This window comes from Aequorivita echinoideorum (assembly GCF_018476645.1).
Taxonomy (GTDB): domain Bacteria; phylum Bacteroidota; class Bacteroidia; order Flavobacteriales; family Flavobacteriaceae; genus Aequorivita; species Aequorivita echinoideorum.
Genome location: NZ_JAHCTB010000003.1, coordinates 40,966 through 54,431 on the forward strand (window position 1 = coordinate 40,966; position 13,466 = coordinate 54,431).

Annotated in this window: 9 protein-coding genes; 1 reads left to right on the forward strand and 8 read right to left on the reverse strand. The window is 37.7% G+C overall.

Translation table 11 applies throughout. The features are described 5' to 3' along the window. Positions 1-12: 12 nt before the first annotated feature. From KIV10_RS07025 to KIV10_RS07035, 3 genes are all read right to left on the reverse strand, one after another. Entirely contained in the window at positions 13-2,388 is a 2,376-nt protein-coding gene (locus KIV10_RS07025) for a T9SS type A sorting domain-containing protein (RefSeq protein ID WP_214112809.1), read from the reverse strand. A 313-nt stretch (positions 2,389-2,701) separates the two neighbouring features. Next, positions 2,702-3,325 carry an acetyltransferase gene (locus KIV10_RS07030; protein ID WP_246516228.1) on the reverse strand — a complete coding sequence of 208 codons (624 nt, stop codon included), beginning with the start codon at positions 3,323-3,325 and terminating at the stop codon, positions 2,702-2,704. Further along, positions 3,325-3,930: a sugar transferase gene (locus KIV10_RS07035; protein ID WP_214112810.1), complete on the reverse strand. Its 606-nt coding sequence runs from the start codon at positions 3,928-3,930 to the stop codon at positions 3,325-3,327. Before KIV10_RS07035 ends, KIV10_RS07030 begins: the two co-directional genes overlap by 1 nt. A 268-nt stretch (positions 3,931-4,198) precedes the next feature. Here KIV10_RS07035 and KIV10_RS07040 point away from each other — a divergent pair, with 268 nt between their 5' ends. After that, complete coding sequence (locus KIV10_RS07040; RefSeq protein ID WP_214112811.1) at positions 4,199-6,076, forward strand: T9SS type A sorting domain-containing protein; 1,878 nt, start codon at positions 4,199-4,201, stop codon at positions 6,074-6,076. Positions 6,077-7,149: 1,073 nt separating this feature from the next. Here KIV10_RS07040 and KIV10_RS07045 read toward each other — a convergent pair. From KIV10_RS07045 to KIV10_RS07065, 5 genes are read right to left on the reverse strand one after another with little or no spacing between them, the layout of a single operon-like run. Then, positions 7,150-8,394, reverse strand: coding sequence for a glycosyltransferase family 4 protein (locus KIV10_RS07045; protein WP_214112812.1), 1,245 nt, complete (start codon positions 8,392-8,394; stop codon positions 7,150-7,152). 52 nt (positions 8,395-8,446) lie between these two features. After that, the gene (asnB, locus tag KIV10_RS07050) at positions 8,447-10,336 is read right to left on the reverse strand and encodes an asparagine synthase (glutamine-hydrolyzing) (RefSeq protein WP_214112813.1); all 1,890 of its coding nucleotides are present in this window, start codon (positions 10,334-10,336) and stop codon (positions 8,447-8,449) included. Between the two features lie 2 nt (positions 10,337-10,338). Continuing rightward, a complete protein-coding gene (locus tag KIV10_RS07055; RefSeq protein ID WP_214112814.1) occupies positions 10,339-11,400 on the reverse strand; it encodes a glycosyltransferase in 1,062 nt (353 codons plus the stop codon). A 40-nt stretch (positions 11,401-11,440) separates the two neighbouring features. After that, the gene (locus KIV10_RS07060) at positions 11,441-12,343 is read right to left on the reverse strand and encodes a glycosyltransferase family 2 protein (RefSeq protein WP_214112815.1); all 903 of its coding nucleotides are present in this window, start codon (positions 12,341-12,343) and stop codon (positions 11,441-11,443) included. A 16-nt stretch (positions 12,344-12,359) separates the two neighbouring features. Continuing rightward, positions 12,360-13,427 (reverse strand): EpsG family protein, encoded by a 1,068-nt coding sequence (locus KIV10_RS07065; protein WP_262898412.1) that lies wholly within the window; start codon positions 13,425-13,427, stop codon positions 12,360-12,362. Positions 13,428-13,466 lie beyond the last annotated feature (39 nt).

Genomic DNA, 13,466 nt, shown 5'->3' on the forward strand with positions numbered 1-13,466 from the left:
TTTCCTTTTAAATTATTGTTTTACAATTTTTTGGGAGGTTGTTGCCCCATTGTACGAAACATTGGCAATGTAAATACCGGCAGCAAGGCTATTTTCAAGCGAAACCTTAAAACTGCTTTCAGCATTATCAAATGTGTTGCTGAAAATCACGCGGCCTTGCATATCCACTACACTCACTTCTACTGGAGTACTTGCCTGTTGCCCTATGGAAATATAAAAACCGTTAGCAGTTAGCGGATTTGGATACAATGTAAAGTTTGAAACTGCATTATCGTTCACGCCCAATACTTTTTCAACAAATACAATCTGGAATCTATCCTCATCAATACTCATAGGGTCTGTAGCGTCAACTGAAAAAGTAACGATGTTTTCTCCTTCCATAAGTTGGTTTACCTCCCCGGTAAACGTGTCTTCCAAAAATACATCCACAGTAGTAACAGCGTTGTTTTGAATTACCAATGTATAATCAGAATTATAATACCCATAATTATTCAATTGAATGGTTTCTCCAGCCACGGGCAACTCACGTTTTTCAATACTCAAGATGGCATCACCATTTTTAATACCCATATTCTCACGGAAATTGTTTGGTTTTAGGGCATCCTTCTCATTAACTGCATTGCTATAATCGGCACTAAATTTTATACCGAAACTATCGTGAAGTTTTCCTCCATTCGTAAAATTTTCCGTGGTATAAAGTTGACCAATAATACTTGCCGTAGCTGTGGATGTTGCATCTGTTTGATAAAAACTGGCAGCTCCAGGGGCCTTGTCTGATTCCTCAAACAGAATGGAGGCAGGACCCGCAGCCAAAGTTATAACTTGGGCTCCCTGACCGGGCTGTAAAAATTGGTTGGCTGGAGAGCCTGCTGTATTTGTACCGCCATCAGTCATATCAATAGTTACATACGCACCATTTGTATTAAGAGTGGCATCATAGATATAGAAAAAATCAGTACTCAAGTTGGTTGAATTGGCCAATACCAGTTCCATGTCTACCGCACATTGATACGGATTGCCTATGGCGCTAAATCCGCCAGCTATCTCGCTCAAGTTGGATTGTGTTATGTTCCCGGTTTGTAAACTTCCCGTGGCACGCAACCTTGTTATGGTAGGATTGCTGGCATTGCTCGTTACATCTATACTTCTATCGCCTCTTACAAATAACAAATATGGTTGGCCTGCATTGAGTGTATTTGTATTAGTATTGCTTACTGCTTCAAATGCTTGGGCAGTTGCATTGAGCGTGTACATTGATGGATTGCCCGATGGCGTGGCATCAAATCCATTTTGGCCAGTTTGCGAACCTGTAATATGAGTACCAAAACCTTCATTTGGATTTAGATTGGTATTGATATCAGGATTATTTACTCCTTCTTGCCAATTGGCATTTATGGATTGGGAACCTACCGCATTGTTTGTGGTGGTTACAGCACTACTTATCAATCGGTAGGCGCGAATTGCGCTCATATAGTTCTGTACGGTTGCATTCCCAGAGATTGTAGAGGTAGGTGGCACGGGGCCCAATTCTCCGTTTGCGGTGGCTGAACTAGCAAAAATTAAATCACCGTTGTTGGTAAGATCCCCGTTCAAGTTTAGAACATTTTCAATATTTAAGGTAGCACCCGCATTAACGGTCACGTCATTAATATTTATTACAGTAGTTAAAGTCGCGGTTCCATTCAATATCAAGATATTATCAGCAGCTGTGGGAGCTGACAAATCTGGGTCTGCTGGAGTCCACGAATTATTGTCAAAGGTATAGGTTATGTTTGAAATAGGGGCTATACCAAAACCGGCGAGACCACCTGATGAAGATGGAGTACTGCTCACAGTATTAAATCTTACACTTGGATCTGTAAATCCAGTAGAACCCGAAGTAATCCCTTGATTTAATTGAATATTCTGATTAGCAGTTGATACTCCACTTCCAGCCCAGGAACTTCCTGGGTTAGAACCAGGAGTACCGAAAGTATCGGTTGCCGTACTTCCAAGACGAACTTGCAGAGCGTCATTTCCGTTGAAAGAGAAACCAAAATCAATAAATCGCACAGCAGTCAACCCTTGATTTGTAAGATATGTACCAATATCTGTTGTACCTATAACTAATACTTCGTTCGGTTCTAGTATACCAGTATTAATTAATGTTCCTGATTGTGCCGATAAAGCCGCTCCATTAGTTCCTTGAAAGATCTGCAGATTATTGGTAGCAAAATTTATTGAAGAGGAGGTGTTATTCCAAATTTCAATTCCTTTAGGAGTTGTTCCAGAATCAGTTTCCACATATTGACTGATGATTTGCCCTTGCATATTAAGTATACAAAAAAACAATCCCAGAAATAATAAAAACCCGCAATTAATTCCTCGGGTACGTAAAAGTGTTTTCATAATTTTTTTTTTTAAAATTATAGTTGTTTAAACCCATTGCAAAAATATGCGCCCAATATTCACAACCGCTGATACGGTTGTTATCTTTTGGTTACTAAAAAGTTTAGTGTAAGGTGTTTAGGGCAATACAATTATATTTCATTTCCCATCAATTTTCTAAATTCTTTTTAAAAATTAGATGAGAAGAAAGCTTTAATCGCTAAAGTGTTATTTTTGTTGTTATTTCCTCTAAAATTATCTAAAATTCTTAACGGAATAATTCTTCAAAATAATTTGAAAGTAGAAAACCAAGAAGTAAAAATCTAAATATCTGTTATTTGGATAAAATTTTCCCAGGATTTCCCACAACCGTAGACCCATCTGGAACGTCTCGAAGTATAACAGCACCCGCGCCTATTATGCAATTGACACCCACTTTAACCAAGGGAAGAATTTGAGCACCCATACCTATATGAGAGGCTCTACCAATTTGCACGCCTCCGGCCAAAATAGCCCCGGGAGAAATATGTACAAAATCATCAATAATACAATCGTGCTCAATTATGCTACCGGTATTGAGTATGCAATGTTCACCCACTTGTGAATCGGCATTCACCACAACGCGGGCAAAAATTACAGTACCTTTTCCAATGTTAGAATTTTGGGAAACCACCGAGGAAGGATGTATAATTGCTTCACAAAATTTATACTTACTTTTTAAAGTAGATGCAAGGCTTGCCCTAAGATTATTATTGCCCAATCCAAAAACTATCTGACTATTTTCAGAGATACTTTCCCAATCGTGAATTACTGGAAAATCCAGACATTGCTTTTTCTCCACATCATCATCATACACTTGGATTTTCATATTTGGATTGATTGTAAGCAACGTCTCAATAATAACCTTTGAATGTCCTCCGGCTCCATAAATCAATATTGATTTTTCTATATCACTCATCAGTAATTCCCTTTAAACGGAGAGGTTGTCGCCTCGCCTTCCATATTTATTCCCTCTCTTACAAGTACTTTTTTGGCAGTCAAAAAAAGTATTTTTATATCAAGCTGAAAAGATTGTTTTTCCACATACCAAGAATCAAGTTCAAGTTTTCGTTCCCAGCTTATGGCGTTTCTTCCATTTACCTGTGCCCACCCCGTAATTCCGGGTTTAACATCGTGTCTTTTGGCTTGTTGCGGGCTATAAAGCTCCAGATATTCTGGCAACAGAGGCCTTGGTCCCACAAAACTCATATCACCTTTTAGCACATTCAGTAACTGCGGAATTTCATCAAGTGAGGTACCACGCACAAACCTCCCAATTTTGGTAAGCCTTGCGTGATCGGGCAGTAAATTTCCCTGCGCATCCCTCTTGTCATTCATAGTTTTAAACTTTACAATTGTAAATATGCGCTCACCCTTCCCCGGCCTTTTTTGATAGAAAAATGGCTTTCCATTATTCGCAAAAAATAAACCGATCATAACAATTAAAAATAATGGGCTCAATATCAAGAGTCCAAGCAGCGCAAAAATAAAATCGAATATAGGTTTAATAATCCTTGAATACATCAGTTTTCAATCTTGGGCAAAATTACATGTTTTGTATAAGTAAATATAAATTAATGTTTAAAAGGAGATCGTAACTTTAATTCTAAATCTATAAACTACTAACCATCAACACACTACCATCAACACACTACCATCAACCCCCAACCCACAACCATCAACCCCCAACCATCAACCACACCCTTTAACATTGTTCAACTTTTTTTCTAAAATCCTTAACAGGAGTAACCCCTCCCATCCCCTATCTTGTCCAAAAAATAATCACTTCAAAATGAAAAACATGTACTACAAAAATTTACTCTTTTTTGCATTCTTCTCTGTTGTATCTCTTTCCACATTTGCGCAGGGACTTACTGGCTCATTTACGGTGGGCGATAGCAATTCTGACTACGAAACTATTCCACTGGCTATCCAGGATCTCCAAACTCAAGGTGTGGGTAACGGAGGGGCCACATTTGAAATTATCCCGGGAACATACACTCAGCCCATAGTCTTGGAAAACATTATGGGACTCAGCGAAACCAATACACTTACCTTTAGCGCACAACCTGGCACTGTAACCTTCGAGGTAATGGGAACCACAGCTACAAGCGATGCCATCATCAGGGTAAATGCCCTAAGCAATATTACATTTGATGGTTTCGATCTTGTGGATAACAGTATTACAGGTGAGGAGATTGAATATGGATACTATTTAGTGGGAACCGCCACCGCTGGCTGCTCTAATAACGTTATAACCAACTCCAAAATTTTCTTGGGCGCTTCTGGAGCTAGACCTATTACTGCCACCCGTGGAATTTATTTTTCATCACAGGGAACTTCTCTTCAAACCTCAAATAGCAACAACATTATTGATTCAGTAGAAATCGATAATTCTTCCTGGGGGATCCAATTTCGCTGCGCGGCCAGCCTATTTGGGCAGATTACGCAAGCTGATTTCAACAATCAGGTAATAAATTGCACTTTCGGCGCCAACGCTGCGCTGGGTCACGATTTTAGTAGTGGTGCCCTTGCAATAAACGCTTTGGGCGGAAGGGATATGATTATCAGAAATAACCTAATTGCAAACATCAGCAACCTAAATAGCGATCCCGCGCTTCCCGTTTCTACTTCGGGGATTAGCTTGGATTCCAGCTCTGGGGAAGTAACTGAAAATACAATTAGCAATGTAACCTATGAAGGTACCCGGGGCTCAACCTACGGCATTCGTTCAAGCACCTTCGTAAACGATACTACCCTTATTGCTAATAATAGCATTTCGGGATTGGTACGCGGAAATTTTATAGCTTCTACCACAGACCCTAGCCTTAACCTTACCGGGCTTTGGATATTCAATCAAGGAGGCAACAACGGACTTGCAAGAGTACTACATAATTCAATTTTCCTAGAGGCTGATGCACCCGTAACTTACAGCACAGGAGGGGTACAGCTTTCTGGTGGTTCTACAGGACAATTTCCCGGGGAAGTGTATAACAATATTATCGTGAATAATATTCCTACCGCAGATCCTGCCTATAGATCATTTGCCTTAGTCGATGGAAACACGGCACGCGGATTTTTACTGTCAGATAATAACGACCTATATGCGGATGCAGCCAATGCATATTTGGGCGTCATAGGTCGCGAATTGGGTGGTAACGAACAATTTACAAATGATTTGCAGGATTTTATAACCATTTCTGAAACGAATGAGAATAGCGTTTCTTTCCTTCCGGAATTTATGGATGCCAGCGCCGGGGACCTCAGCTTCTCCGAAACCATAACAGTAACCCCAGAATATTTTGTGCCCACTTTGCCTGAAGTGCCTACGGATATTGAAGGGACAACACGCAGCACCCCAGAAACATATTTGGGTGCCTATGAAGGCCCAGAATTGTTATCAATAGCAGATGCGTTTGTTTTACAGGTTGCGGTTTACCCCAATCCAGCTTCGGAAGTTATCAACCTCAATATTCCAAATTTTGGGGAAGGTTTTGTTTCAATAAAAATGTTTGATGCTTTGGGCCGACAGGTTTTGGTTATAAATAATATGGAACCAACGGCAGACGCTACATATAGCATTCCACTTACAGGTGTTCAAAAAGGGATGTATTATTTAAACATTAACGCCAACAATCTTGAAACCACCAAAAAGATTGTAGTTCGCTAAAAGTCACATTTCAATATAAATAGCAAAAACACCATTTTCAGTGAAGAAAATGGTGTTTTTTTATGCAGTTACTGTTTGTTTATTTTCAAAATATCCCACATCTAACAACCATCAACCTTCAACCCACAACATCCAAAATTTAAAACTCAAAATTCAAAACTCAAAATTCATTAGCCATCACCCAACAACGGCACCGTCAGTGCGAGTATTTTTAGAAGATGCGAAAGCGAAGCCTAAATATGTATCGAGAACCACCAACAGCAAACAGCCAAAGGCCAACACCCAAAAACCGACAACCGAGAACCCAAAACATTCAACATTCAACATTCAAAACTCAAAATTCAAAACTCAAAATTCATCAACCTTCAACCCACAACATCACTGTCAGTTCGAGTTTTTTTTGGAGATGCGAAAGCGAAGCCTAAATATGTATCGAGAACCACCAACAGCAAACAGCCAAAGGCCAACACCCAAGAACCGACAACCGAGAACCCAAAACATTCAAAATTCAACATTCAACATTTAAAACTCAAAATTCATCAACCTTCAACCCACAACATCACTGTCAGTTCGAGTTTTTTTTGGAGAAGCGAAAGCGAAGCCTAAAAATGTATCGAGAACCACCAACAGCAAACAGCCAAAGGCCAACACCCAAGAACCGACAACCGAGAACCCAAAACATTCAAAATTCAAAATTCAACATTTAAAACTCAAAATTCAAAACTCAAAATTCATCAACCTTCAACCCACAACATCACTGTCAGTGCGAGTATTTTTAGAAGATGCGAAAGCGAAGCCTAAAAATGTATCGAGAACCACCAACAGCAAACAGCCAAAGGCCAACACCCAAGAACCGACAACCGAGAACCCAAAACATTCAAAATTCAAAATTCAAAATTTAAAATACATCACACATCAACTATCAATGAACAACCAACAACCATGAACCAACAACAAACAACCATCAACCACCCACAACAGATATTAGCCAACAGCCAAAGGCCAATAGCTAATCAACCGACAAAATTCAAAATTCAACATTCAAAATTCAAAATCCATCACATTATTCATTATTAATTATTAATTAAAAAAAAGTATTCCCGCAGCAGCGCGTCCCAAACTTCCCTTCGTTCAAATCGCTCCACAATCATAGGCCGCGCGTTTGCCTGTAAGTTTTCGTATAGCAACGCTTTACTGCTCAGTTGCTTCATCGCAACTTTAAGTCCCTCCATATTCTTTGGTGGTACAATAATACCGTTTACCCCTTCCGCTATAATTTCATTGCAACCATTAATATTGGTTACAATGGCAGGCAACCCCATAGCCCCAGCCTGCATCACCACATTTGGAAAACCCTCTCTATAACTAGGAAAGACCAGGGCGTCGGCAATGGCGAGATATGGACGAACGTCATTTTGATATCCCACGGAAATAATATTAGGATCATCAGCTATGGTTTTTAAGGTTTCAGATTTTAGCGGATCAAGCTCAGACTCAAACGGCCCTACCAACAACAGACTTTGACTTTGCCCCTCTTTAGATTCTTGGTCCTTATAACCATCATTACTGGAATCTTTTTGCTCACCTTTTAAATCTTGAACCTTAAATCTTGAATTCATTTCCCCAAAAGCCTCAACCAATTCATTAATCCCTTTGTCCCCTACCAACCTACCTACAAAGACAAAGACAAAATTGGTTTCCTTGATCCCCAATTGAAGCCGTAACTGTTTCTTCGCAGCATCATCAAACAATGCCGGATTAAAGTAAGATGTGTCTATGCCGTTGCTGCTCCCCTGCCCTATAATATCCAATTTTTCGGCATCCGTAAACTTTTCGGCAAGTATAAAATCATATAGTCCCTTACTATTAGGATATACCTTTGTGGCAAAATGGTAGGTAAGCCTTTCCACAAAATTGAGCAACTTCCGTTTTGCGCCCGTAACTTCCATCAATGGCAACCCGGCCACTGTATGGAGTCTATTTGGCACCCCGGCCAACCAAGCCGCCAGCATCCCCACGATTCCCGCCTTTGGGGTATGGGTATGGACTATCATTGGCTTTTCTTTTTTTAGATAATTGTAAAGTTTCCAAACGGCCTTTATATCGCGAAGTGGCGTAATTTGCCGGGTCATTTCTATGTGGTGGGTATTGTAGCCCAGTGTTTTTCCCAACTGCTCAAGCTTTTTCTTTTCAGCAGAAATAGCCGTCACCTCAAAATAATCCTGCATAAACACAAGCTGACCCTCCAGCAATTTCTCAAGGGAAATGGGCACGGTAGTAATGCGGATTAGCTTCTGCAGATTTATGTAATGCCTCATATTAAAATGTCAATTAAAAACGAAGATTGAACATTTTTAAAATTGAACTAGTTTATCTAAAGTTTTTAGTATACCATTTTTGAAAACAGTAAAATGTCCATACTCTAAAGGTATTGTCCTGCTTTCCTGATATATGTTTTTCCACTATGGGTATAATGGCTTCACTCTTAAAGATGCCCTGCTTTTCAATAAAATCCCTTTGCGCGTATTTTTCCAATTCGGGGCGTAGGATTGTTCTGAGCCAATCGCCCACGGGAACACCAAACCCTTTTTTTGATTTGTCCAAAAAACCATCCGGAAAATACCGTTTAAACGATTCCTTCAACAGATGCTTTTTATCCCACCCCTTAAGTAAATAATTTTCAGGTACTTGTTGGGTAAAATTCCATAATGCCTTATTCAAGAAGGGAGCGCGGCATTCCAGGGATGTCAACATACTCGTTCTATCAACCTTCACCAGCATATCCCCTTCCAGGCTTAATATCCTATCAATATTTCTAAAATCGGTCAACGTTCTTGTGTTGGTTCCCACCGTTTCTTTATAGGTATTGAAGCCATTGGGGGCTTGCCAATTTTCTTTTAACAATGAATCAAGCTCATTTTCTTGAAAACCAAGCGAGATGATCCCGTAATAAAACCCACCTTCATAATCTATGGCCTTTAAAAGCCTATTGATTTTAAAACGCTTTCCCCTGTTGTCGCTTTTGGTTGTAAGGAAATTCTGGGCCGCCTTTAGACCGAATTCATGCAGGAATTGCGGCACCACGCGTGTATACTTTTGGTTGAGATTGGCCATGTAGTACTTATTGTACCCTCCATACACCTCATCCCCACCATCACCCGTAAGCGCCACCATTACATGGGCCCGAGTCTTGTTGGCAACTACATAGCTTGCAAGTGCCGAAGAGTCCGCAAACGGCTCATCAAAGTTTAAAAGAATGGCATCAAGGTTATCCGCAAGATCGGCTTCGCCTATAATAAATTCGTGGTGTTTGCTGCCTATCAATTTGGCAACCTCCCTGCTCTTATCGGTTTCGTCAAATGATTTCTTTTCAAAACCAATGGAAAAGGTATCTATCTTGGTATCTTTCTGTTGGGCAAGGCTCAAGGAGATAATGGAGGAATCCACACCCCCGGATAAAAAAGTACCCAACGGCACATCAGCCACGGAACGGGATAATACGCTTTCCTGTACCAGATCATGATTTTTACGTACTACATCAGATTTATCTTCAAGATCGTATTTTTTGAATTGGTGTTCAATGGGGTGAATATCAAAAGCGCCACGCTTACAGTCTATTGCTATGTAGTGGTCTGCTTCTAATTTATAAATTCCCTCATATATGGTATGGGGCGCCGGAATATAGGTAAGCTGAAAATAAAGATTCAATCCTTCCTTTGAAATTTCCGAAGCCTTCTCCTGTACCGCGAGTATGGATTTGAGTTCGCTTGCCCAGTAAAGTCGATTTCCTTCCTGCTTATAGTAAAGCGGTTTTTCGCCAAAGTAATCCCGAACAATATACAGTGTGTCCTCTATTTTGTCATAAATACTAAATGCAAACATGCCATCGAGCATGCCAAATGCTGCTGTGCCATGCTTTTCATACAATCGCAGAATAACCTCGGTGTCTGATGTAGTTTTAAAGGAAACTCCCTCCAGTAACAGGGATTCCCTTAATTGCCGATAGTTGTAAATCTCTCCATTAAAGACAATGACCTTCGAGCCATCTTCATTTTGAATGGGCTGTTTTCCAGACTCCAGATCAATAATGGCAAGACGGCGCATTCCCATAGCCACGGAATAGTCCGCATTGGAAGTATGATATACCCCATCATCATCTGGACCGCGGTGGATAATGCAACGGTTCATTTGCTGCAATTTTTCAACAGTACCAGTCGCTATTTTGGGGGTTCCTTCAAAAATGCCGTTTATACCGCACATAACTATAATGCTTTTAAATATACTTCGTTGTGAAGATTAACAGCTGTTTCAATATTGAAATTCTTTAAGTGTTCATTCTGTTGAATTATAATTGATTTTTTTATGGATACATCATTTTCAATTTTTAAAATCCTCTCTGCCAAATAGCTATAATCACTAACTTCAAACAAATTTTCTTTTATCGGAATTACCTCATTTAACCCTTCTACATTACTTCCTAAAGCCGGTAATCCACATGCCATATATTCTAAGGCCGCAATTCCGAAACCTTCCCAATGCGAAGAAAGTATGCCATAGTCACAAGTTTTTAATATTGAATATACATCAGTTCTCAATCCTAAAAATTTGACCCTATCCTCAAGTAAAAGTGAATTGACCAATTGTTTGACTTTTGGCAATCTTTCCCCGACACCAATTAGAATAAGCCCATAATTCTTGGGTAAATATTTCATAGCTCTAATCACTGTATCTTGATCTTTTTCTAATTGAAACCTACCAACCATCACTAGTAGTTTGGAATCATTTTTGGACGATAAATTTTCTTTAGACAGTGGCACACTATCACTAATTTGATTATAATTTATAGTATTCGATATAACCTTTGTAGCCACATTCCCATTCATCCAAATCTTTAAATTTCTTTCGACAGAATTACTGATGCAGATAATATTATAATATTGAGAATAAATAAGCCTTTCTAAAGGCTTATATAATTCATTTCTTCTGTTATTACCAGTACTGTGTTCAGTATAAACAAACCTTTTCTTCGATAAAAAGCTCAAAAACCCCACTATGTAAAAGGCAGGGAATAGATGAACGTGAATTATATCATTAACCTCAATTAGTCTTAATAGGGAATTGATTTTTTTGATGGAAAAAAAGTGTGAATTCTTAAATGTGATATAGTTTACAGAAGAATTTAATCTTTCTGAAAAAAAATCGTTTGTTGAATTAAACGTAAATATCGAAACTGTGTGCTCTTTGGTTTGTTCATTCGCTAAAGTTACAACCAAACTCTCCGCTCCGGCAGCTGCAAGAGAATTTATGACATGTAGCACTTTCATAATCCTTTAATTTTACTCAACATCGTTAAAACTCATCATATTAAGAAAATTTATTTTTATAAACGATGTAAACGTATAACAATAAACCAGATGGCAAAGCAATTAAACTTCCAAAAAAATTTACTCCAATAAATGCAACCGATATATCTTTAGCAAATAGCGATGAAGAAATTAAATGGGTATAATTTTTAAACTTATTAATTAAACCAGCTTCATTGTTTATTGAAATTTTTCTAGCATATGCAAATCCTTTTGGAGACTGAGCGTATTGTCTAAAAATAGTTTTACTTGAACCTTCATTTTGATATTCCACAATACATAAAATATCGTTCGAATATAGAAAATCAAATTTTTTTCCAATGAGTATATATAATGCTCCTAATGGAACTAATTTTTCTCCGGTATATTCGGGATATTTTGGAAATTCTTTTATAATTTCAGTACGTATAACGATTTTTTTATCTCCAGTTACTCCATGTTTTAAATATAAGTCGCTTAAGGTACCTCTTGATAAATTATTGGGAATTTTAGAACCTATTATTGAACCTTGTTGATCAGCATCTAAGCCAATAATTCCAGCAATATTGGTTTTATCAATAATATTATTCCAGTTTTCAATAATCAGCTCAACAGCATTTACAGGCAAATAATCATCCGAATCTATACACGTATTAAGTTCAGTCTCAATAAGGCTATAAGCCAAATTATGGGCCGTATGCATTCCTCCGTTAGTTTTGTAATGATATTGAATATCCACTAAATTCTTACTAATCCAACCTTTTACCAAATACTCAGTGTTATCTCTCGAACCATCATCAATTATTAGCCAAATAAAATTTTTATTAGTTTGCATACACAAACTTTCATACAATCTAGGTAATAAATGAGCTCTATTAAATGTGGGAGTAAATACCGTAAGCTTATTATGTTTTAAATTGTTCATTAGCAATTAATCATAATTAATTTAATAAAAACACATTCATAATAAATGTAAAAAGAAAATATAGAATTAACATGTTTGATAATTTGATGTGTTGTCTATCAAATAATTCAGCCTTTAGCATTGGATATGCTATTATTAGTGCTATCATAAACCATGATAGATATGCAAATCTATTTGAAAAATTTGCCCTTATTATAAGTATCCAAAATGCATTAGCTATTACGTAAGTATTAAATAACCAGTAATAGATTTTATCCTTATATTTTTTTAAAATTATATAATAATAACCAGCAAAAATGGCAGTACCGCTATATAAAAGGAAATCCCATCGAAAGCCAATGCTACTAAAATCATCATCATTAATATTACCTTGTGTTAAATAACTAAGCCGATCATCATCAAAACCTATATTTGAGAATAGATTCTCCCAAAATCCTCCGGATATTAAAGATAGAGGTATACAGATCAACCAAAAGATAATATAGTACCTTGGATTATTATAAAATTGGACTATTAAAAAACCCAGAGCAGGCAACAACATCGATTTATGAAAATTGATTGCAAGAAAAATCCAAATAACTTGCCAAATTCGCTTATCTCTTGATATTCCTAATAAGAAAATTGAACCAGCTATACCATTACGTATGCCATTGGTACCATAAGCCCAGAATGAAAAAGAGCACACAAAAAATAAAAAGGAATAATACCAATATTCCTTAAACCATTTTTTAGAAATTAGATACAAAGGGTATATGTAAATGATTGAACACAATAAAAAGAAAAGTGACGCTGGCATTATTCTCGATGAATATTTCATAAAATAGTGAAAAAAGATATCCTTTGTGACAATAATACTCTGTCCACTTCCGTAATGTTCGAAATATAAATTGTACGTGGCCATATCACCAAAATATTTTCCACTAATGGGTCGTAAACCCATGAATATAATTATAAAGATCAATATTCCTATCCCGCTATTAAAGTTTCCTTTCCGCAGATTTATATATGTGAATATTACCACGAAAAATATTATCCAATGATAAATGGAAGTGTAGTGTTCGAGCGGAATAAATTCAATACTCATAGCGCATTTTGATGCATTCACAGAAAGTGATGATATGAA